At 44.8% G+C, this 22,501-nt stretch carries 22 protein-coding genes and 1 pseudogene; 11 read left to right on the forward strand and 12 right to left on the reverse strand.

Annotated features, from left to right (window positions below; genetic code table 11):
- Nucleotides 1–27 precede the first annotated feature (27 nt).
- The 3 genes from D7V92_RS04070 to D7V92_RS04080 are packed head-to-tail and all read right to left on the reverse strand — an operon-like array spanning nt 28 to nt 4,005.
- Complete coding sequence (locus tag D7V92_RS04070; protein ID WP_005854719.1) at nt 28–390, reverse strand: MmcQ/YjbR family DNA-binding protein; 363 nt, start codon at nt 388–390, stop codon at nt 28–30.
- Nucleotides 391–411: 21 nt separating this feature from the next.
- Nucleotides 412–2,379 carry an alpha-L-arabinofuranosidase C-terminal domain-containing protein gene (locus D7V92_RS04075; RefSeq protein ID WP_121772315.1) on the reverse strand — a complete coding sequence of 656 codons (1,968 nt, stop codon included), beginning with the start codon at nt 2,377–2,379 and terminating at the stop codon, nt 412–414.
- 27 nt (nt 2,380–2,406) lie between these two features.
- Complete coding sequence (locus D7V92_RS04080) at nt 2,407–4,005, reverse strand: aspartate:alanine exchanger family transporter (protein ID WP_057329009.1); 1,599 nt, start codon at nt 4,003–4,005, stop codon at nt 2,407–2,409.
- A gap of 130 nt (nt 4,006–4,135) precedes the next feature.
- On the opposite strand from D7V92_RS04080, the gene truA reads away from it, so the two are divergent.
- From truA to D7V92_RS04095, 3 genes are read left to right on the forward strand one after another with little or no spacing between them, the layout of a single operon-like run.
- Nucleotides 4,136–4,894, forward strand: a complete 759-nt coding sequence (gene truA / locus D7V92_RS04085) for a tRNA pseudouridine(38-40) synthase TruA (RefSeq protein WP_036613035.1) — start codon at nt 4,136–4,138, stop codon at nt 4,892–4,894.
- A 3-nt stretch (nt 4,895–4,897) separates the two neighbouring features.
- Nucleotides 4,898–5,794: a DMT family transporter gene (locus tag D7V92_RS04090; protein ID WP_048927639.1), complete on the forward strand. Its 897-nt coding sequence runs from the start codon at nt 4,898–4,900 to the stop codon at nt 5,792–5,794.
- Nucleotides 5,795–5,805: 11 nt separating this feature from the next.
- Nucleotides 5,806–6,435 (forward strand): DUF3256 family protein, encoded by a 630-nt coding sequence (locus tag D7V92_RS04095; protein ID WP_005864822.1) that lies wholly within the window; start codon nt 5,806–5,808, stop codon nt 6,433–6,435.
- A gap of 109 nt (nt 6,436–6,544) precedes the next feature.
- On the opposite strand, the gene D7V92_RS04100 is transcribed toward D7V92_RS04095, so the two are convergent.
- The 5 genes from D7V92_RS04100 to D7V92_RS04120 form a co-directional block, all read right to left on the reverse strand.
- Complete coding sequence (locus D7V92_RS04100) at nt 6,545–7,387, reverse strand: PepSY-like domain-containing protein (RefSeq protein ID WP_005864824.1); 843 nt, start codon at nt 7,385–7,387, stop codon at nt 6,545–6,547.
- 49 nt (nt 7,388–7,436) lie between these two features.
- Nucleotides 7,437–7,880, reverse strand: a complete 444-nt coding sequence (locus D7V92_RS04105) for a PepSY-like domain-containing protein (RefSeq protein ID WP_121772316.1) — start codon at nt 7,878–7,880, stop codon at nt 7,437–7,439.
- Nucleotides 7,881–7,947: 67 nt separating this feature from the next.
- A complete protein-coding gene (locus D7V92_RS04110; RefSeq protein WP_121772317.1) occupies nt 7,948–9,219 on the reverse strand; it encodes a HAMP domain-containing sensor histidine kinase in 1,272 nt (423 codons plus the stop codon).
- Nucleotides 9,220–9,221: 2 nt separating this feature from the next.
- Nucleotides 9,222–9,902 (reverse strand): response regulator transcription factor, encoded by a 681-nt coding sequence (locus D7V92_RS04115; RefSeq protein WP_121772318.1) that lies wholly within the window; start codon nt 9,900–9,902, stop codon nt 9,222–9,224.
- A gap of 77 nt (nt 9,903–9,979) precedes the next feature.
- A complete protein-coding gene (locus D7V92_RS04120; RefSeq protein WP_121772319.1) occupies nt 9,980–10,432 on the reverse strand; it encodes a PepSY-like domain-containing protein in 453 nt (150 codons plus the stop codon).
- A 69-nt stretch (nt 10,433–10,501) separates the two neighbouring features.
- Here D7V92_RS04120 and D7V92_RS04125 point away from each other — a divergent pair, with 69 nt between their 5' ends.
- Genes D7V92_RS04125 through D7V92_RS04140 form a run of 4 tightly spaced genes read left to right on the forward strand, consistent with a single transcriptional unit; the run spans nt 10,502 to nt 12,994 of the window.
- Nucleotides 10,502–11,053 (forward strand): RNA polymerase sigma factor, encoded by a 552-nt coding sequence (locus D7V92_RS04125; RefSeq protein ID WP_005864832.1) that lies wholly within the window; start codon nt 10,502–10,504, stop codon nt 11,051–11,053.
- Nucleotides 11,044–11,589 carry a hypothetical protein gene (locus D7V92_RS04130; RefSeq protein ID WP_057326681.1) on the forward strand — a complete coding sequence of 182 codons (546 nt, stop codon included), beginning with the start codon at nt 11,044–11,046 and terminating at the stop codon, nt 11,587–11,589. Before D7V92_RS04125 ends, D7V92_RS04130 begins: the two co-directional genes overlap by 10 nt.
- A 13-nt stretch (nt 11,590–11,602) precedes the next feature.
- Nucleotides 11,603–12,067, forward strand: coding sequence for a hypothetical protein (locus tag D7V92_RS04135; RefSeq protein ID WP_005864834.1), 465 nt, complete (start codon nt 11,603–11,605; stop codon nt 12,065–12,067).
- Between the two features lie 21 nt (nt 12,068–12,088).
- The gene (locus D7V92_RS04140) at nt 12,089–12,994 is read left to right on the forward strand and encodes an outer membrane beta-barrel protein (RefSeq protein ID WP_121772320.1); all 906 of its coding nucleotides are present in this window, start codon (nt 12,089–12,091) and stop codon (nt 12,992–12,994) included.
- A gap of 47 nt (nt 12,995–13,041) precedes the next feature.
- On the opposite strand, the pseudogene D7V92_RS04145 reads toward D7V92_RS04140, so the two are convergent.
- A pseudogene (locus D7V92_RS04145) lies at nt 13,042–14,094 on the reverse strand (HPP family protein).
- Between the two features lie 191 nt (nt 14,095–14,285).
- On the opposite strand from D7V92_RS04145, the gene trxA reads away from it, so the two are divergent.
- The 3 genes from trxA to D7V92_RS04160 all read left to right on the forward strand — a co-directional run bounded on the left by trxA (nt 14,286) and on the right by D7V92_RS04160 (nt 16,387).
- Nucleotides 14,286–14,756 carry a thioredoxin gene (gene trxA, locus D7V92_RS04150; protein ID WP_005854752.1) on the forward strand — a complete coding sequence of 157 codons (471 nt, stop codon included), beginning with the start codon at nt 14,286–14,288 and terminating at the stop codon, nt 14,754–14,756.
- A gap of 119 nt (nt 14,757–14,875) precedes the next feature.
- Entirely contained in the window at nt 14,876–15,712 is an 837-nt protein-coding gene (locus tag D7V92_RS04155) for a helix-turn-helix domain-containing protein (RefSeq protein ID WP_005864844.1), read from the forward strand.
- Nucleotides 15,713–15,805: 93 nt separating this feature from the next.
- Nucleotides 15,806–16,387 carry a DUF417 family protein gene (locus tag D7V92_RS04160; RefSeq protein ID WP_005864846.1) on the forward strand — a complete coding sequence of 194 codons (582 nt, stop codon included), beginning with the start codon at nt 15,806–15,808 and terminating at the stop codon, nt 16,385–16,387.
- 54 nt (nt 16,388–16,441) lie between these two features.
- Here D7V92_RS04160 and D7V92_RS04165 read toward each other — a convergent pair whose 3' ends face one another.
- Together D7V92_RS04165 and D7V92_RS04170 are read right to left on the reverse strand one after the other, a co-directional pair.
- Complete coding sequence (locus tag D7V92_RS04165) at nt 16,442–17,929, reverse strand: RagB/SusD family nutrient uptake outer membrane protein (RefSeq protein ID WP_121772321.1); 1,488 nt, start codon at nt 17,927–17,929, stop codon at nt 16,442–16,444.
- 33 nt (nt 17,930–17,962) lie between these two features.
- Complete coding sequence (locus D7V92_RS04170; RefSeq protein WP_008773400.1) at nt 17,963–21,049, reverse strand: TonB-dependent receptor; 3,087 nt, start codon at nt 21,047–21,049, stop codon at nt 17,963–17,965.
- Nucleotides 21,050–21,286: 237 nt separating this feature from the next.
- Here D7V92_RS04170 and D7V92_RS04175 point away from each other — a divergent pair, with 237 nt between their 5' ends.
- Nucleotides 21,287–21,679, forward strand: coding sequence for a YkvA family protein (locus D7V92_RS04175; RefSeq protein ID WP_121772322.1), 393 nt, complete (start codon nt 21,287–21,289; stop codon nt 21,677–21,679).
- A gap of 7 nt (nt 21,680–21,686) precedes the next feature.
- On the opposite strand, the gene bioD is transcribed toward D7V92_RS04175, so the two are convergent.
- Entirely contained in the window at nt 21,687–22,367 is a 681-nt protein-coding gene (gene bioD / locus D7V92_RS04180) for a dethiobiotin synthase (protein WP_009275806.1), read from the reverse strand.
- Between the last annotated feature and the right edge of the window lie 134 nt (nt 22,368–22,501).

The raw sequence follows: 22,501 nt of genomic DNA on the forward strand, positions 1-22,501 counted from the left end.
AAATAAACGGAGTAACTGCGCTAAAATCTACATCCCTTTTTCCTTTTTAGGAAGAGATTGATATACGATATCGTAGGATTGTTTTATAAGCTCTTTGATCTTGTTGTCGGGTACATCTTGATTAAAATAGACACTAATCCAGTATTTTTTATTCATATGCCAACCGGGTGTTATGCCAGAGTATCGAGCTTGCAACTCTCCCGATTCATTCGGGTCACATTTGATACAGCAAAAATCAAATACTTCGATATTTACGAAGCAGAACCATTTACTTCCTACATAAAAGCAAAGAACGTCCCGACTGTATTTATCAGGGACATTCGTGAAAGGCATTTTTTCATAAACACCATTCAACGAAAGGCAATATTCCCTAAACTCTTCAATATTCATAACTTTCGTATGTATGATAGATTATAGCGATATCCTATAGACTAAGAAACTTAATGGTTGGATGGAGACTTCAGTAACGGGAGCCTCTAGTTCCACCGCTGATTCAATGGGTATGACTGTTTCCGGTTTACCCAATGTATTCTTCGCTTCTAGGTCTGAGGCATGTAAGACTGTCAACTTTCCTTTATGCTTGCCGGATGAGATTCCGTTTAGGTTTAATTGGATCTTTTTGCTCTGGATGCTGGTATTGACGATTTTGATGATGAACTCGTTTGTGCCTTTGTCGAAAGCGGCTGTGGCGAATAGCTCGCTTTGCCCGGTAACGGCTTCTTTGTTCATCGTCAGGGGCAATACGTTTGTTCCAGCATTGTGCCCGTATAATTGTTGTACATAGTAGTTAGGAGTTTTCACGATGTTTAGGTTGTCGAACCAGATTAAGTCCGGGCGCCATTGCCACGCATCGACATGTGCGAATAAAGGGGCGTATGTGCATAATTCAACCACGTCGGCATTCCGTTCAAGACCGGTCATAAACGCAGCCTCGCATAATGCGGTCAGGAAGCTATTCTCCCGGTTAGTCGGGTGGCAAGCATATTCACCGGCGAACACTTTGGGACCTTGCCGATCATACGAATCATATCGTTTGGCACTATTTAGGAACCATTCAGGTGAGCGATAGAAATGTTCATCCACCAGATCTACTTTTAAGCGTTTCATCTCCGGCCATAGATATTCGAAATCTTTTCCTTCCGAATTAGGACCGGAACTACCAATGATTTTGATCTCCGGATATTTAGCTCGGATGGCTTTCCCGAACGGCTCGAGGCGTTCGGGATATAACGGTCCCCATTGCTCGTTACCGATAGCGATAAATTTCAGATTAAAAGAAGCCGGATGCCCCATATCTGCACGCATTTTGCCCCATTGGGAGGTAACCGGGCCATTGGCGAATTCGATTAAGTCCAAGGCATCGTCTATATAAGGTTGTAATTTATCTACTGGCACATGCTGGTCCATGTCCTCATTCTCAAACTGGCATGACAGCCCGCAATTCAACACAGGCAAGGGCTCGGCTCCGATATCTTCGCTTAATTGGAAATACTCAAAGAATCCCAAACCGTAAGATTGATAATAATCCGGGAATTTCTTGTGAGGAAATGTATAATTCCACCGGTTGATATTGATAGGCCGGTTCTCTACGGGGCCTACCGTATTTTTCCATTGGTAGCGTGTGGCGATGGTTGTACCCTCAACGATACATCCACCCGGAAAACGAAAGATTCCCGGCTTTAGATCTTTCAACGCTTGTGCTAGATCGCGGCGTAGGCCGTTCGTGCGATTGTTGAATGTCTTTTGCGGAAAAAGGGAGATATGTTCCAGATCCAAGGAGCCTGCCGTTTCCATCGTGATGCGTAGGCGTGATTTAGCCTCGGTCGCTTTGGGAGACAAGATAACGGAATATTTCTTCCAGTCTTTTCCTTTTATCTCTAGGTGTTGTGTCTCATAAATATCGTTATCTCTATTTACCAATTCGATACGTAGTTTGATCGGGTTATTGGTCTCGGTACGGGCATATAAGGAAAAGTCGTAATTTTCATTAGCTTTTATACCGATACCTTTGAAGCCTTCGTTCTCCAGACCGGTTCCGGTGATTTGTCCGGCATAAGTCAGGTGTGCGTAATGGGGGTTTTTGTCGAAACAGGGATTCTTTTCAGCTATGCTTACATCACCGAAAGGTTCCCAACCTCCCCATGGATTCTCAAACTCGAAGGAGCGGTTCTTGATTAGTTCCGCATACAATCCTCCATCTGCCCCGAAATTGATATCCTCGAAGAAGATTCCATACATAGTTGATTGGATAGGCGCACCTACATTCTGTACATCGATGTCAAACTCATACACAGGCACGATGTCTTGTGCGGTCATGCAGTTTATACCGACACTTAAGAGGAATAAAGCCGCGGTTTTTTTCATGTTCTTTCTTCTCATATTCTGTGTTTTTCAATAAATAAAGATTTAGACAATCAAATTCGCTATCATCTGTATAAACAAGATCAGGAATACCATCGCTATCGGATAAACTGTCGCATAAGCCACGCTTGGGGCTGGGCTGTCTGTCATGGAATCTGCGGCGGCAAGCCCCGGGGTACTGGTCATACCGCCGGCGATTGTTCCGACTAAATCGAGAATGTTGATCTTAAAGAAATAATATCCGGCTAATACAGCTACGATCATAGGGATCATTGTTATGGCGATACCGACTCCGAATAACGTTAAACCGCTTGATTGGAAAGTGGAAACTAGGTTTACACCGGCAGATGTCCCTACTTCGGAGAGGAATAGTAATAATCCCAATTGGCGAAGCAGGTTATTAGCGGAGCCGGACATAGACCAAATGATCGGGCCTGTTTTTCCGATGGCGCTTAATACCAAGGCAACCATAAGGATACCGCCGGTCAGTCCCGGAGAGAATGAGAAAGAATCCGAGAAGGATATATTTAATTTTCCAAACAATACGCCCAATACGATACCCATAGCGATCGGGAAAAAGTCCGTATCCGAAAGACGTTTCTCATCATTGCCGATGAATTGGGCGAGTTCGTTTACGCTTTCTTTCTCGCCGGCGACCATCAACTTATCTCCAAACTTCAACACTAAATTAGGTTCCGGGGAAAGGTCGATTCCGCTTCGACGCACACGGGTTACCGTACAACCGAAAGTGCCTTGTAAATTTAAATGGCCTAGCGATTTATTGATAATGCTCTTATTGGTCAGTAACAGGGATTGCAAGGTCTGTCCGCCACTTAACGGCAGATCTCCCTCGATACGTTCTCCCAACAATAATGTCAGTTGCTCCAAGGCTTTGTCGTTACCTACGGCCTTCAGTAAATCTCCTTCGTTAAGCGTGGTATGGGGAGTTGGCATAGATATGACATTGTCGTGTTTTATACGGGAGACTACCGCTCCGGTCATGGCCCGTACCTGCAATTGAGCCAAACTCTTTCCGCAGATGTTTTTATTCGTGACTTTAAATGCGGCGGTATGTAATGTAGGATATTGGCTTTTCCTTTGGGTTTCCAGCACTTTAGCCTCGGCTATCAAATCCTTGCGAAGCATTTTTGGCAATAGTTTCACGAAAAGGATCACGCCGATTACGCCGAACGGATAAGCGATACCATAGGCGATGGATGCGGCGGATGATTGCGTGGAGTCGATCGCTACCGCCAAACCGGGCGTACTCGTCAATGCCCCGGCGATCAGACCGACGATACTCGGGGTATCGATATCCAAGATATACTTGAATAAGATTCCTGTCAGGCATGCCGAACCGACAATTAATAACGTCAGGATAATGAGTGTCTTGCCTTTGGAACGGAAGGAGTCGAAAAATCCGGGGCCCGCTTGGATACCAATGGTAAAGATGAATAACACCAACCCCATATTCCCTAATTCCTTGGGTATGATAACCCCAAAATGACCGAATAACAGGGCGATGAAAATAACTGCCGATACATCTAGCGAAAGACCTTTGATCTGTATCCGGCCTAGCATGAATCCAAGCGCTATGATCAGAAACAGGGCAAAATAAGAAGACTGAAGTAATGTTTCAAACATGTCAGATAGTTTTGAAGTGAAGCTGTTAAAGATGCAAAATTAAACTTTTTAGTCCATTCAGGCAACGGCTTGGCTGGATTTCTGTACCTTTGTGCCATATTTTAGAAAAGATAAAGTAAAGAGTATAAGCGTGAGACGATATTTTATATATCTGGGGTATAACGGAAAGAATTTTCGGGGTTGGCAGATCCAGCCGAATGGTATGACGGTGCAGCAATCTATAGAGGAGGCCTTGGCCATCTTGATGCGTAAGCCCGTGCCTATTGTGGGGGCCGGCCGTACCGATGCCGGTGTACATGCCCGCTTAATGATCGCCCATTTTGATTGGGAAGGACCGATCGAGGATTTGGCTTTCCTTGCGGAAAAATTAAATAGGCTGCTGTCTAAAGATATCGCCGTTTATAAGATCGTGCCTGTCGTACCGGAAGCGCATGCCCGCTTCGACGCCACTTCACGAACCTATAAATATTATATTACGACCAGGAAAGATCCGTTTAATTACGAGCTGGTTTATAAGCTTCCCGGTCGTTTGGATTTCGAGGCGATGAACGAGGCGTGTAAGGTCTTATTCGATTATATCGATTTTACGAGTTTCAGTAAGTTGCATACGGATGTAAAGACGAATAATTGCCATATCCAACATGCGGGTTGGACGCAAGAAGGGGATACTTGGGTGTTTACGATCCGTGCAGACCGTTTCCTTCGTAATATGGTGCGTGCGATCGTTGGTACTTTATTGGAAGTCGGAAGAGGACGTTTAACGATAGACGGCTTCCGAAACGTGATTGAGGCAAAGGATCGTTGCAAGGCCGGAACCTCCGTGCCGGGACACGCCCTGTTCTTGGTAGACGTCACGTACCCGGAAGAACTCTTTCCAGTGGAGGGTTAAACCATGTGGTTAGCTCTAGCCTTCCTCTCCGCCTTCTTGTTAGGTTGTTACGAGGTCAATAAGAAAATGTCGTTAAATGGGAATGCCGTTATTCCCGTTTTATTCTTCAATACGCTCATAAGCAGTTTGATTTTCGTCCCGTTCATCTTGCTCTCTTTTTATACGGATTGCTTGGACGGGACGATAGTGTATGTACCCCGTGCCTCTTTAGAGGACCATCTGAAGGTATTGATAAAGGCGGTGATCGTCTTATCCTCTTGGATATCGGGGTATTTTGCCTTGAAACATTTGCCGCTGACGATAACCGGGCCGATCAAGGCCAGCCAGCCCGTGCTTACATTACTGGGTGCGATGCTTCTGTTCGGGGAACGGCTGAATCTATTTCAATGGGTCGGAGTCTTGCTTTCTATCGCTTCCTTTTATCTCCTTTCCTCATCGGGGAAGAAAGAGGGGATTCATTTTGCCCATAATAAATGGATCTTCTTCACGGTCCTGTCTATCTTGACCGGGGCGATGAGCGGATTGTATGATAAGCATTTGATGCGTAGTATGGATGTAATGACGGTACAAGTCTGGTTTAATGTCTATCAATGTGTTATCATGTCATTTATCCTGTTGTTTCTATGGTATCCGAACCGGAAAAAGAGCACGCCTTTCCAATGGCGATGGAATATCATCTTTATCTCCGTATTCTTATGCGTGGCGGATTGGGTGTACTTTTATGCTTTGACATTCCCGGATTCCATGATCTCGATCGTATCGATGGTACGTCGGAGTAACGTATTGGTGACATTCTTGGCGGGAGCCATCTTCTTCCATGAAAAAAACTTAAAGAACAAGGCGATCGACTTATTCCTTGTGTTGTTAGGAATGATATTCCTATATTTGGGGACAAAATAGAAAATTAGATAATGAGACGAGTTATAGTTACGTTGTTGATCTGTGTCTTTGCGTTGGGAATGAACGCACAAGATATGACAAGTGTGTTCACGGCGATGCCAGACCAATACATTCCTCAATTGGAGCACGCTTGGCGAAAGGATTTGGTGGATCTTTATACTTCAGGAAAAGAATCCCGGCTGAAAAATACGATGAATGGCTTTTCTACCTTGCAAAAGCTAACGAACGATTACCTTTTGCTACAGACTACGGAGCGTAGCACGGTAGAGATGAAATTACTTCCCTTGGTAAACAATACCTACGTGGTTTGTATGATCTCTACGGTAAACGGCCCGGTTCCGGATAGCCGTATCGAGTTTTTCACGACCAATTGGGAGCCTTTGGCAACATCCGATTTATTCACGCAGCCAACTTCCGATTGGTATATCAAGCAGGGAATGGATAAGAAAGACGAAGCCTATCAAGAGGCCGCCTCACATTTGGATATGGATTTAATTCAATATCGATTGAGTCCGGATGATCAGACTTTGACCGCCATTTATACGACTCCTCAATATCTGAGCCAAGAGGCTCGTGAGAAAATAGAGCCGTATCTCAGTGAACCGAAAGTCTATACGTGGCAGAAATATCATTTTCAGTAATTCTTTCCTTATCCATCCACTCCGATATAGTTCATGAGGTTTTACTGCAACCCGCTTTGCAGTACTACTGCACGTGGGTTGCAGTAGTACTGCGATAAAGAGTCTTTTTTTAATGGGTAGGAGAGACTAAGATCCCTTCTTCATTAAAAAGAATCGTTATATCTCGGTCTCCTTGCTCCAGCTCGAACTCATAAGAGAGTCCTTCCGCTTTTTGAATGACATGGATATCATCGATTCGATAAGAGGCATATGCGGAGGCCTTGAATGCGGTCATCACGATATCGGGTACTTGGGAAGAGCGTATTTCCCACTCTGTATATAACCATTTGTTCTGGGTATCCAGCCAAACTTCCTTATGGATATTCTCATGAAGGATATCCACCTCGGTACCTTTTGCCTCCGTATCTATCTCAAGGATTGTCGCTCCCGGATACATCTCTGAAATGAGTTCCTTAATAGCGCTGGGGGTAACGGAGGGACGATGCTCGTTGTCGCCGTTACCATCGGTTACTTCCTTGATGAGAATACCGCCTTCCGTATAATGTAGGTCTGCATCTTGCTCGCCATTTTCAACGTCGAGAACGTAAATGGTACCAGCGTCCGGACGTTCTAGCATATCTACATCGTCTATCTTCCATTTAGCGTATAGGCTTGCCTCGAAACTGTTTTTTACGGTTTGGGGCAAAGCCTTGTAAGGAAGATCGGTCTCTGTCAGCATCCAGTTGCCTTGCGGATCAAACCACGCTTCAGCCTCATATGAACCGGTGTAAAATTCTGCTTTGACATAGCCTGCCTCGTTCTCCCAACTGACACGTTGCGCATCCGGATATTTTGTGTCAAAGGCTTTTGTTACAATACTCTCAGGTGTGAATTTGTCATCATCGTCATCACATGACATGAATACGAATGAGCTGCAAACCAAAGTTGCCATTATGAATGCTTTTGTTTTCATACGATTGATTTTAATTAAAAATATATTAATACTTATCTTAGAGTGTCTATTAGTCATCGATATCAATCAAGTTCCCTTTTAAGTCGAATGTCATCTCAAGACCGTTATCTAGCTTTATCTCATAATCCCGTATCTCTTTTTCTATTTTAACAACCTTATTCGATGAATAGTTTTTCTTGATAAGGTCTTGTATTACCTCCGGAATGATCGCTTGCGGGATAGGGAGCCCATGCCGTTTAATCTCTTTCCATTCTCCTTTATGGTTAAACTCAACATTGGTCCCGTCCGTGAGGATCACGTCGTAACTGCTAATCCGGATCAGATTTTTCTCTATTTGGATATGCGATACCGGGATGTCCTTAAAATGATCCGATATGAATTGGCGGCTGGAAACCGGCAATACGTTGGTGTCACTCGTGATCTTATCGTTGCCGGCACAAGCTATGACAGATAATAATGATAAGACTATCAGTAAATAATTGATCCTTTTCATATGCCTTGTTTTTTATTATACCGCAAAGAAAAGGATGCATTTTGGAAAAAATTGGGAATTTCGGCCGTTAATAGAATAATAATATGAATGTATGCATACCATTTGCGTATTGGTAATCTATCCGGATCGAATATAGATCGACTATTGATTTGACAATGGCCAACCCAAGGCCCGTCGATTCTTGTTGTTTGCTTTGGCTGGCAAAACGGGCAAATAATAATTCCTTATCAAGGGTTTTGTCGATTCCCGTATTTGCGATCGTAAGCATACGGCGAGAGATCGTGATTCCTATATCCCCTTTCTCGTAATTATGGACATAGGCGTTTTTTATGAGATTGGTGATTAACGTAGTGGCCAGCGATTCATTCATGGTGCATACCAAACTCTCTTTTTCTGAAACTCGTAAGTGGAGAGCTTTTCTTTCGTATATGTCATTAATTCCTTCTAATATCTTATGGATAAGATGATTTAGGCAAATATCCCGGGTTTCGGGGAATTGTTTGTTATCTATCCGAGAAAGTAATAGGAGGGATTTATTCAACCGGATGATGCCGTTCAACGCTTGATGCAAGCCAGCGATCTCTTTCAGTTGATCTTCCGTGCAATCCGGATGTTCGCTCAATAATTCTAATTTATTCATGCATACGGCCAATGGAGTTTGTAACTCGTGGGCGGCATTCTCTACGAAATGTCTTTGTTTGTTGTATAGCTTGTCACTCTGGTTGACGCTTTCTTGAACGGTCTCGTTTAATATCTTAAATTCCTCGATGGGTGTAGGGTTGTTTAATGGAGGATTATATTTGCCTACTTGAAAACTTTTCAGCCAGCTTAATAGCTTATATAAAGGCTTAAAGCTTTTTTTGAATCCTCGATGGATCACGAATAAGATGCAACTTATCAATGCGATATATAAGACGGCCATGCTCCAGATAATCGTCTCGATCATATCTTCTTGTTCTAAGGTGGATAACTCCAGCGTCAGTTCGTAGAATTTACGATCTTTTGTCATGAAATAAGTGCGTAAGGCACGAACCGGTTCGTATTCTTGCTCTATCTCTATGTATACCGTAGTATCGTAGAACTCGTCCTTATCTAGTTTCGCTTCGCTTTCCGGAACCTCACGAATGTAGTACCGGGTCATGATATCCACATGATCTTTCAGCAATGTGCTGTCCGCTAAGGCGGAGCGGATGATAATCTCTTTGTAGTTCTCAAGGCTGTCATTCGTCTCGTCTTCTACCTCATGTAGAATCATAAGGCAGAAAACACATCCCCAAGCGGCGAAAATGACCAATATGGGGACAAATAAATTGCGGAGGGTGTAATGGATTAGCTTCATATTTATTCCTCGTCGGTCATTTTGTAACCGAAGCCATAGACCGCCTTTATTTCGGGGATGGCTCCGGCGGCTTTTAATTTCTTTCGCAAGTTTTTTACTTGGCTATAGATGAAGTCGAAATTATCGGCTTGGTCTATATAATCTCCCCAGACGGACTCGGCTAAAGTAGCTTTGCTGATCAAACGGTTGGGGTTGGATATGAAATAGTAGAGCAGATCGAACTCCTTACGGTTCAATACGATCTCTTTCCCGTTTATATAGACGGAATGTTTATCGGGATATATCGTTAGGTTCGCTAAAGACAGTTGCAATTCCCCATCTTGTTGCTTGCGGCGGATAACGCTCTTGATGCGGGCGTTCAATTCCGCCAGATGGAAAGGCTTGGTCAGATAATCATCGGCCCCAAGATCTAATCCTGTAACTTTATCCTCGATAGAGTCTTTTGCGGAGATAATGATGATGCTGTCTTTCTTGCGTAAGGCCCTTAATTCCTTCAAAAGGGTAAGGCCGCTACCTCCCGGAAGCATGATGTCTAATACGATACAATCGTAATCATAATCATTTATTTTAAGAGAAGCTTCCCGGAAAGAGGAAGCGCTCTCTATCACATATCGTTCTTTCTCAAGAGAACGAACGATAACTTCTCTCAATGCGTTTTCATCTTCGACTACCAGAATTTTCATAGGCTAGCTTGTTAATCACACAAAGCTACTGAAATATTCTGGTAAAAATCTGGAATAAGAAAAGATTCAGTACCGTTCTACTTCAATAATTGGGCCTCTGAGTTAAACGTGAGGCGAACCTCATTGTTCTCATGCTCTAGTTTGAATACGTAAAATGTTCCCGAAGGCTTGTCTATTTGTGTCACCTCATCTATCTTATATTCATGATAAGCCGAATTTGTTAGGTTGTCCATGATGTCTACGGGAACATCTTCGGCATGGATATCGAATTTCGTGCTTAGCCACTCGTTATTTTTGCCGAGCAGAACCTCTTTCTTAACGCCTTTATCCTTGATGTCGACTTCTACACCTGCGGTATCTTTATCGTAATCGGTAATGGTCGCCCCCGGATATTTTATCTGGATCACCTTTTGAATCGCTTGAGGGACCGATTTGTCATCGGAACCTTGTTTCTTTTGTTGGCAACCTACGGTGAGGAATAAGCAGTAGCTCATGAATAAAATGGCTGTAAATGATACTTTTAGTTTCATAACGTTTAAGTTTTCTATTACAAACAAGCAGGTGACAGGCAAAGTTTTTTCCAAATAAGTTAATTTTCCATGATATGTTTTTCTTCCTTTGTCGTCTTGATTATAGAAATGGAACTTGAGACGTTTAAAATAACCGTACTACCTCTCCGGCAGAAGATGTTGAATTTCTCCCAGAGACTGGTTGAGGACACAGCCGAAGCTGAGGATGTGGTGCAAGAGGCATTCATAAAGCTTTGGTATATCCGGGAAAAACTGGATGCCTACCATAGCGTGGAGGCGCTGGCTATGCAGGTTACGAAAAATCTCTCATTGGATAAGATAAAGTTGCGAAAGCCGCAGGGATCGGAGTTGGAGAGCGTTACGTTGGTATCGGATGCGGTAAGCCCCGACGAACAACTGGAGCAAAGGGATGCCGCTGAATGCATACGGCACTTGATCGCCCAGTTGCCCGCTTTGCAGCAAACCATTATCCGGATGAAGGATGTAGAGGGCTATGAGTTAGCCGAGATTGCGGAGATCACGGCTACACCGGTCGAGAATGTCCGGGTGAATCTCTCAAGGGCTCGGAAAAAGATACGGGAACAGTTTTTACAATTAAATAAACAAGAGAAATGGACATAGACGAGTTATTAAACCGATATTTTGAAGGAGAAACCTCTTCGGAAGAAGAGCGGGAACTTCGAGCCTTCTTTACTTCCGGGAATGTTCCGGACAGGTTGGCGGTCTATACGCCTATGTTTGCCTATTTGGAGGAAGAGAGCCGGAAGGAGCGACAGCCGGATGAGGCATTGATTCCGATTGATGAGGATATCCTTTTTATGCTGGATGCGGAAAAGGTGGAGGAAAAGAAGACGTTTACTTTACGATCCGTGTTGTATTTGGTATCCGGTATCGCCGCCAGTTTCTTGCTGCTTTTGGGGCTTAACCATCTGTTGAATCCGGTAGATCCTTGTTTCTGCTCGGATAATTATGTCGTTATAAACGGTCGTTGTTATACGGATATTCATAAAGTTCGCTCCATGGCGCTGGAAGCTTTGCAGGAGGTGGCCACACCTGCGGACGAGTACTTCCCGGAAGTGGATCGTGATGAGGCCGACCGTATGATTATTGATAACCAATTGGACGAGCTTCGTTCTTTATTTGATGATAATGAATAAAAATACTGTAAATATGAGACGGTTCGAATACATGTTATGGTTGCTGGTGGCGGTATTTTGCTTAATGCCTTGTGGTGTCTCGGCTGCCGAGACACAGAAAGACTTGAAGATTCAGGAAGTTTTTCAACGATATGGCAAAAAACGTAATGTCACGATGGTGGAGTTGTCTAACGAGATGTTGGAAACGTATGGCATGACTCGTTATAAGAGTATTACGATCAAAGATGATCCGGAAGCCCTGCGGTTTACCCGCCAATGTCTGGAAGCGGACCAGAAAGGGGCCCGGAAGATCAAAGAGGTGACGGACGATGGAGGGGTAGTCTCCGCTTATTACCAGTTGAAGGGCGTAGAAGCAGATATCAACCGTTTTGTCCTTTTTAAGGTCAGCAAGAAAGGGGTAATAACCTTGGTGTACATTGAGGGAGATTTGGATAGTGATGATTTAATCACGCTATTATTTACGAAGAAAGATTTATAAACAAACAAAACAGATAGGAAGATGAAAAGAATACTTTTAGTCTTAATGGCTTGCTTCCCAGTAATCGGGTTGATGGCCGCTGAGGTTGAGCCTTTGGCTGGGGATACGATTATCACCCTTGAGAGAAAACGTATCGAGGTGAAAGATAATGGCGATCGCATGAAAGTCAGGGTGTATGAGGTAGACGAGGAGGGTGATTCCGTGGACGACGAGTTGATCTTCGAAGGGCATTACCGGGACGGACAAAGCTATGAACGCCGTAAACACGTGAAGTCTATCAATATCCCTGTGCCTACTTGGGATAAGGACTTCAATCCGCATTGGGCCGGTTTTGGAATGGGCTTCGCGAACTTTGCGGATGGGAGTTTACATGTAAATGATGTAGACGGAGTCTCCCTTCGTAGTGGAAACTCATTGGAATATAATTTGAATGTATTGGAAAAAGCGTTCCCGTTCTCTCGGTATCGTTGGGCGGTGGTGATCGGTGCCGGTATGCGTTGGAGCCGTTACCGGATAGATACGAATGAGTATTTCAAGGAGATAGACGGTGTTACGGCTTTGCGTCCGGCTCCTGAGGGTGTTACGTTGAAAGCGAGTAAGTTGAATATCACGAGTCTGACCATTCCGTTGTTATTGGAATGGCAACCTAAAAAGCGTTCGAGTGAATTCTTCTTGTCTGCGGGTGTAGTCGGTGTGATCAAGACTTGTTCTTCCTCGAAGATCGTATATAATGACGCTTCCGGTAAAAAGCACAAAGAGAAAATGGATTCCGGTATGAATATCCGTCCGGTAACTATGGATTTCTTATTTCAAGCCGGTTGGGATTGGATCGGTCTTTACGCCAAGTACTCACCGATCGACCTCTTTGAAAATGGGAAAGGTCCGAAGGTGCATCCGGTTTCTATCGGCTTGCAGTTGCATTTGTAGATCGTTGAGGTTTTACGGAAAAAGAACGTACGATATGCCGGATCTTGTTAACCAAGGTTCGGCATCGTTTTTCTTTCTTGTTGGCGTAAATAGGATCGGTATCTATGGGAAGTACGTATGGGGGCGGGGACTAAACAATAAATTAGATGTGATTTAGGCCATTTGTAACATTTTAAAAAAAGAACCATGGCGATGAAGATGAGCAGGGCAGCACCTATCATTACTTGCAATGGATACCCTATCAGCCCTTGGGGAGAAATGATCATCGGGACTAACGCGATCGCCCCGGCCGGAGCGAAAAATTTCCCCCACCACTCGAATAAGATAAATAAGCAGATGAAAAGGAAGAGGGCTACGACCGTCTCCGGTAAATGCAAATAAATATGTCCGATCAATTGGGAGGTACTTCCTAAGACAGCCGCTATTGCCAGCAGCAGGAAAGTTCCCAAGGGACGTCCTCGGAATCCGGCCTTCGAGGTGGAGAATTCCACGTACGTTACGATTAACGGGGGAAGGATACAATACAAATAACCGGTATGAATGGGAATTGCGGCGATAAGAGGTATCGTTGCCAGCAAGGTTCCCTATTTGAGGCAATTCTTCTTCGGGTCTCGTTGAACCGGGGTATAGGTAATCTCTTTTCTATACTTATTTTTCTCCATCCACTTTTGTCCGCCAACGACCACCAACGACATAACCGTCACGGCTATCGGATATACCCAACTCTCCGTCCCTAAAAGGATCGGGAGCATACAGGCTGATATGTGTGGAATCAATGTGGTCCGGGAGACTTGTAGGCATATCGCCGAGAACGCGAACGAGATACATAGATTTACGATCAAGGGAAAAGGAGAATAGCGTACGATACAGACACCGACGATGGCCCCGATCGACATTAACAGAACTAATTTAAGACGACTTACGGTCCATACTTTTTTATCTACGATCCACATTCCGATCGTGAGCGCCGCCATCTCCGGGAAGATAATCTCTTTCTCTCCCATAAGCTCGGAGACACCCACCATTAATAAGATCATTAATAAAGCGCAAATATATCGTTTACGTTGAACAGGGTCGTTGAATAATTGTTTATTGCTCATAATGTGTTCTTTGGGAAAACGTCGCAAAGGTACGGCATTTATCTTGAAAAAACTTATTTTATACTTTTTTGATGGGGATCGGGAAGTATTGCAAACTTATCCGGCGATATGGCCATTTCTTAATCGTGGAAATAAGATGAACTTTGCAATATAAATAGAAGACAAAGTAATAAATAAAAAGGAGGTTCAAGATGGGTTTTATTAAGGTCGGTGCCGTATTGTTCGCAAGTCTTTTGGTAGGAATGGCGAACGCTAGTAATGGAAATAAGAATAATAACAATAAAACAGAAAATAAAATGACAGTAACAGAATTAACACAAGAAGATTTCGTAAAGAAAGTGTATGACTTTGAGACAAACCCGAACGCATGGAAGTTCGAGGGTGATAAACCTGCGGTTATCGATTTCTATGCCACTTGGTGTGGCCCTTGTAAGATGATGTCTCCTATCTTGGATGAGATCAGCAAAGAGTACGAGGGTAAAATCAACGTATATAAGGTGAATGTCGATAAAGAGGCGGATTTAGCGAGTGTTTTCGGTATCCGTAGTATTCCTTCTTTATTGTTTGTACCGATGAAGAAAGAACCGAGTATGGTTCAAGGGGCTATGCCGAAGAATGAGTTGAAGAAATTGGTAGATGATATTTTATTAGAGTCGAAATAACTCGTATAGTGTGTTTTGGGGATTAGTGACGCGGAAGTTTGCTGGGAATAAAGTGAACTTCCGCTTTTTGTTTATATAATATTGTTATCTTTATCCGTCTTAAAATCCGGAAGAAATCTATGGAATATATTTTTAATACTCGCTTAAGAGGTAATATAGCGTTGACCGATTCGTATCACACGAACCTTGCTTTGCAGAAAGATAATACGCTTTACAAGTTTATTTGGGTACAAAGCGGTTCGTTGCAACTGGAGATCGATCACGTACCGACTACCTTAGTGAAAGGTGAGATTATTCCCTTGACTCCTTTGCACCATATCGAGTTCAAGGCGATCAATGGCGAGTACTTGACCCTTCTGTTTAACAGTAACTTCTATTGTATTTTCGGACATGACAATGAGGTGTCGTGTAATGGTTTTCTTTTTAACGGGACTTCCAATGTGATGCAATTGAAATTGAGCGAATCCCAAGTTGCCTCTTTGCGCGATATCACAGACAGCCTAACGAGTGAGTACGCCATAAAGGATAATTTGCAAGAGGAGATGCTGCGTATCTTACTGAAACGTTTCATTATTTTGTGCACCCGGATCGCACGTGAGAAGTTTTCGGTAAGCCCGGAACGGGAAAAGGCGTTCGATATGGTTCGCCAGTTCTATGTATTGGTAGATAACCATTTTAAGGAAAAGAAGATGGTCCAAGATTATGCGGATATGCTGCATCGCTCCCCAAAAACCCTATCCAACCTTTTTACGACTTGCGGATTACCTTCTCCGTTACGGATCATTCACGAACGAATTGAGGCTGAGGCCAAACGATTGCTATTATATAGCCAGAAGAGCGCGAAGGAAATCACGGAGATCTTGGGCTTCGAGGATCAAGCCACATTCAGCCGTTTTTTCAAGAAAATGACGGGAGAAAGCGTCTCTGAGTACCGGAAAAGAGAGAAACGGGAATAATTGCTAACTCATCCGGTAAAATCGCCATTTACGGGATAGGTGTTTCTACCGATCTTTGCGGTATAAGTTCAATACTATAAAACAAATAATAAGATGAAAAAGTTGAATGACCTGTTTTACTCGTTTTTGCAAGTGGCGGCCTCTACTCAGAAGCTAGGTATTCATTTGATCCGTATATCGATCTTGATCATATTTGTGTGGATCGGCGGTTTGAAGTTCTGGAATTATGAAGCGGAAGGCATCGTTCCGTTTGTGGCGAACAGCCCTTTCATGAGTTTCTTCTATACGAAAAGCGCTCCCGAATATAAGACGTATAAATTAAAAGAGGGTGAGTTCGATCAAGCGAAGCATGAGTGGCATCAAGAGAATAACACGTATGGCTTCTCTCGTGGCTTGGGAATCTTGATCATGGCGATCGGTATCTTGACTTTCCTCGGCATTTTCTCGCCGAAGATCGGTTTGGTAGGAGCGGGGTTGGCTATAATCATGACGTTCGGGACGTTGTCCTTCTTGGTCACGACTCCGGAGGTCTGGGTACCTAATCTCGGCAGCGGGGAATTTGGTTTCCCGTTATTATCGGGGGCCGGGCGATTGGTGATAAAAGATACGGCGATACTGGCCGGTGCGATCGTGGTGCTGTCGGATTCGGCGCAACGGATCTTGAAAAAGAAATAAGCGAAACAAGAAAAAGGGGAATGGTTTTAATGCCATTCCCCTTTTTCTTGTTGGTTACCGTTTATTCTGTACGATATTCGGGTTTGCGTCGATCTCGCTTTGCGGAATCGGGAGTGCTACCCGGGGATCGGAAGCGTTGATCACCTGTGCGTCGGTAGGTAATTGCGGCAAATGCCAACCGCCCTTGCGGATTACCGGAATATTGTTACGCATGTAATCAAAGAACGCATGTCCTTCGCCAACCAATTCTTTGCGGCGTTCTTTAAGGATTCTCTCTAGGGAAAGCTCGGAGTCGCTAACGGATTTATTGGGGTTGGCTCGGCTTACGATTTGATTCAGGTAGCCTAACGCCTCGCTACGTTTTCCTAGCTTGAAAGCTGCCTCGGCCGCATTTAAGTATATCTCGGACAGACGGATGATGCATAGGTCATTGTCTTGCGGATTGCCGGTCAATACATCTCCTGTTTTTCCGGGATACTTCGCCAGATATTTAGGATGTCCAGTCGAACCGGTTGGAAGGATATCCTCGTCCGGTTTTTGAGGTAAGCGGCATAAGGCATGGCGAACATCATCCGGGTCTTCACCCAGTAAATCCAAGAAATCTTTCGTCAAGACCAAATTGTTCCAATCTTTCACGTTATCGGCATATACCATGGGAGCGCCTTCTCCGCCACTACCGCCGGAAGGCTCGGTAAGCGTAAAGTAGAACTCGAACAGGGATTCGGAATTGAAGTCTTTTCCCCATACGGAGGCATACTCATCGTGCGTGAACAAGGTATAAAGACCTCCGTTATTGATTACTTCTTGAGCGTATTTAAGGGCGTTCTCGTTGTCGTTCATATATAAATAGATACGAGATAGAAGTGCTTTCACGCTCCATACATTTTGGTGACCGTCGGATTTGGTTGTAACAAGGTTGGGTAAGGCTTCGGTCAGGTCTTTGATCACTTGGTTGTAGCATTCGGCTACCGTGTTGCGAGACGGTTGGTGAGTCGGCAACTCCGTCTTGATCTCGATGGGCACACCCAAGGACGCCCCATTATCCAGTGTATAAGGCATGCCAAAGAGGCGGGTTAAATCGAATAAGGCCAAGCCACGCATAGCCAACGCCTCTGCTTTTATACGGGCGATTTCTTGCGTGTCGGAGGTTTGGACGCTACCGTTGTCTATTTTCTCGATTAAGCTGTTCGCTTGATGAATCACGATATAGGGTTGGTTCCATACTCTCGTGATATTAAAAGCGTCGTCGGCGGCTACGTTGAACAGATAGTACGGAGATACACGTCTGCCGGGACCTTTGTCAATACGAGCTTGTACGTCTTCGCCACGGCAGTCGGCATAATAGAGGTAGTTGTCTCCATAATAACTATGCTCGGATGCTATGCGATAGATTCCATTTAATGCGGTTTTAGCGTCTTCCAGTGACTGAATAGCGTTATCGCTGGTCACGGAAGTGGAGGGATCCAGATCCAGCCAATCTCCGGAGCAAGCCGTGAATAAGAAAGGAAGAGCGCTTACGATATATTTAATTGACCATTTCATTGTATTTCTTTTTTATCGAATGAATTGTTGTGTTTAGAAATTAACTTCCACGCCGAAGCTAAAGGTTCGCATGGGCGGTGTCTCGCAGAATACCTCGCCGGATACGGGCACCTCTGGATCATATTGCTTCCATTTCGCCCAAGTCAGCAAGTTGCTGCCGGAGAAATAGACACGGACTTTATCCAGCAAGACTTTATCGGTCCAGTTATGAGGCAGGGTAAACCCGAACGTCAGGTTCTTTAATCTCAAGTGATCCGTACTATGTACGAAGCGAGAGGAACCACCGCTCACTTTGTCGGAGCGTCCCAATACGAAACGGGGAATGTCGGTGATATCACCGGGCTTTTGCCAACGGTCTAACTCATAGATGGGCAGGTTGCGGTTTCCTTCGCTGGCTCCGTCTGTCTCGATATACGTACCGGTCTTGTCGAAAGAATAGCCGCCCAATGAATAAGAGAGCGTAAAGGCCAAGTCGAACCATTTATAAGAAAGGATATTGGTAAGGCCGCCGGATATCTTTGGATCTACTTGTTTATAAGGAACCGCTTGCGCCTCATTGACATCTTGGGTCAAGGTGCGGTCTAGATTGCCGTTCTCGTCTTCCGTATTTTTATAATACAGCGCATTTCCGCTCGAGGGATCTACCCCGGCGAATTCCTTTACATAGAATGTATTGAATGGCAATCCTATTTTCCGGATAAACCAACTACTTTCTACCACTTGATCGAGATTACCATCAAGGGCCACGATCTTATTCTTGTTATGTGTCAAGTTCAATACCGTAGTCCAATTAAAATCTGCGTTCGAGATATTCAAGGAACGAACCTCCAGCTCGACACCTTTATTGTTTAACTGCCCCAGATTACCCAGATAGTTCAGGAATCCGGTCGTGGCGCTGATCGGACGGTTGTAAAGCAAATCCTTGGTGTCACGATTGTAATACTCGAGCGTTACGAAGATGCGATCGATAAACGCGAGGTCTAGTCCGAGGTTCATATTATAGTTCTTCTCCCATTTTAGATTGGGATTGGCTTGTGTGCTTTCATACGAACCGGGGTTATCCATATAGTTCTTTCCGTAACTATATAAACCCATATAACCGTAATAAGATCCCGGCTGATTACCGTTCACACCATAAGAGGCACGGATCTTGACATCGCTCAACACCGGCTTTACGGCTTTCATGAAATCCTCGGCTCCCAGATGCCACATGCCTGAGACCGACCAGAAATTACCCCAGCGATGCTCCGGTGCCAATCGGGAACTACCATCCCGGCGGAAACTTCCGGCGATATAATACCGGTTGTCGTAATCATAATTCAAGCGGGTTAGATAAGAAAGCAACCGATAATCCTGTGTAGAGGATACGAAACTGTTTATAACGGCGGCATTGTCCGGCTCGAATAATTGGTCGGACGGCATCTTGCTTTTCTCACCGGCGGCTTTATCTGTCTGGAAACTTTCCGCCTCATAAGCGGCTAGTACATCCAGATGATGTTTGTTGGCGAATGTCCTCACGTAGTTCAACGAGGTAGAAGAGATCAATTTCCCGTATTCGATAAAACCTTTGGACGATTGGGCATCGCTACCGCTCTTGGGACCCGCCCCGCTTAATGCGTTGAAATAGCGGGCATCCTTTTGGATGCTATAATCATAGCTGAGTACTTCCTTTAATTTAAGTCCTTTGATAATCTCTACCGCACCGTGCGCCGTACCGAAGATACGGGTCATACGAACCCGGTTATAGTCGGTACGCATATCCCGCAAAGGATTTACGTTCGTTCCGGGATAGGTATTGGCGTAGGAACCATCCTCGTTAAATACTGGGTAGGAGGGAGGAGTGGCTACTGCCATGCAATAGAAAGGATTGATACTGGATGTACGTTCCTCGTTCATCTCTTGATTCACTTGCGAGAACATGAGGTTCGCTCCGGCCTCGCCTCGTTTGCCGATCTTTTGTTGTACGTTAAAGCGTCCGGAGTATCGTTCCATCGATGAGTTCTCCACCAGACCCTCTTGTTTTTGATAACCCAAGGAGCTGTAGACCGTCGTGTTCTCGGAGCCACCGGAAACGGAAGCCTCATAATTTTGATGTACGGCCTGTCTCATCAACACGTCTTTCCAATCGGTATAGCCTAAAGCGGGAACAGAGGTGTATGCCCCGATATTGGCGTTGGCGTACTCTTCCGGAGTCTGGGTGAAAGATGCGGGATCTTTGGCGATCTGGTCTTGCGCGTAATTAACCAAGCCTTCATAAAGTAGTTCCCGGCGTTGCTCTCCGTTGAGGGTCGGGCGGAAGTCTACCGCCGCGTCCGAGAATCCTGCGCTAGCGTTCAACGTGACCCGGGTACGTCCTTTCGATCCTTGTTTGGTCGTGATCAAGATAACACCGTTGGCCGCACGGGAACCGTAAAGGGAGGCGGCGGCGGCATCCTTGATAACCGTGATATTCTCGATATCGGAGGGATTGATCGTACTCATGATGTTGGTCTTGGCATTGTTCATGTAGGAGGCCTCCGATCCGCTTCCGGTACTTAGGTTTCCCGAGGTGACGGGAACTCCGTCTATCACAAACAAAGGTTCGTTCGATGCGTTGAACGAGCCCATACCACGGATACGGATGGATGCGTTCGCTCCCGGTTGCCCGGAGCTTCCCGTGATATTGACACCGGAGGTCATGCCTTGTAGTTTTTGTTCTATGGAAACCACCGGCATCTCTTTCAGTAGGTCAGCCCGTAAAGTGTTGGCGGAACCGGTAAAGGAAGAACGTGAGAAGTTACCGTAACCGGTTACCACGACCTCATCGAGGTTCATCGCCTCCGGTTGTAAAGCCACGTTTAAGATACCGCTTTTCGGGATAGGTACTTGGGTCTGCTTCATGCCGATGTAATCGACAATAATGAATTTGGCGTCAGGATCAACTTCCAGCGTGAAATGCCCGTCAAGATCGGTCTCCGCTCCCGACAGGCTCCCTTTTACGATAACGGTCGCTCCTATCAGAGGCTCCTTGTCCTCTTGGGAAATCACCGTTCCTTCGATCTGTCTTTTTTGCGCATACGCTACCCCGGGCAATAGAAGTAGACATAGGAATAGTATGCCCCATGTTTTTACATTTCTCATCTCTTTTTGTTTAAAACGTCTTATTAATACCTATACTAACTAAAGGATTATCTGAAAAAGGCGTGCCAGATGTGATAAATCCTGTAGATTTCTTTATAATTGTTTTCTTATGAGATTATTACGAAAAGCTTTGAATACGGGTGTGGAGGTGGCATTGTGTAATATTTCCTCATTTGATGTGCAATTTTTCTACACTACTTGTTATCTTTGTGAAAGATGATTTAATAGGATTCGTTTATGGACACAAGAAAGATTGAGGATGTTCCTTTCGAGGAAGTACATGAGATACAAAGATATGGGACTTATTTCTCGGAGAAGAGTTTCTGGAAGAAGATAGAGCGGGTAGCGAAGAAAGTGGGGGCTACGGTATTGCGTCCTGTCTTGACGCTGTATTATATGTTGCAGGATGAAAAGGTGCCTCTTCAACATAAGGCTTATATAATCGGGGCTTTAGGATACTTTATATTGCCTTTCGACTTGATCCCGGAGAGCGTGCTCCCCATTATCGGCTTCACGGACGATGTGGCGGTGATGACTTTCGTATTGAAAATGGTGAAGGATAGCATTACACCGGAGATCCGGAGAAAAGCGGATCAGAAAATACTGGATCTATTTCCTGATCCGGCTTGATAGGGCGTTATAGCAACGGGCGAATATCGGGAAGCTCCTCGCTTCCCTTTTTCATTTCCGGAAGGAGGATTAAGGGGATCTCCGGGAATTTGGCCTTTAGATACTCCAAGGTATTCGCCTCGATCAGCGGGTCGATGCTTGGATATTGGTTATAGACGATGGCTTTTACCTCGATACCGTACCGCTCGCAGGCGTACAAGCTAAGCAAAGTATGATTGATACTTCCCAGCTTGCCGGACGTGACAAGTATCAAAGGATACGCCTGTTCCTTTACATAATCGATCGTGAGGGATTCCATGTCGTTCGGAACCATCAGTCCTCCAGCTCCTTCCAGTAATACATACTCGTAGGTCTCTCGCAATCGCCGAGTGGCTTGGGTGATCGTGTCTAAATCGATACGTCTTCCATCTTTCGCCGCCGCCATATGAGGAGAGCAGGGATAGGTGAAGATATAAGGACAAGTCAGTCCTTGCGTATCCTCGTCGGTAAAGGGGAGCCCTTGGATTTGGCGGTGTGCCTCGATATCCTCCGATACGTGCTCGCATCCGGTCTGTATCATCTTTTGGGTGATCACTTTCTTTCCGGCTTTCGCCAATGCCTTGGCGATCATTCCGGTGGCTACGGTCTTTCCGACGTTCGTGTCTATGCCGGAGATAAATAATACATTTTCTTTCGTTTGATGGTTCATTGTTCTGTTGTTTAAATAGTTGCTTGATTAATCTTTTGTCTCTATGGATATTCCCCCTTTGTCGACGCCAAATGAAAAAGCTAAATAAAATCAGTTGAAAAAGCTAATTAAAAAGGCTTCATGACCAGTTGTGT

Source organism: Parabacteroides sp. CH2-D42-20 (assembly GCF_003670185.1).
In the GTDB taxonomy this organism is placed as follows: domain Bacteria; phylum Bacteroidota; class Bacteroidia; order Bacteroidales; family Tannerellaceae; genus Parabacteroides; species Parabacteroides distasonis.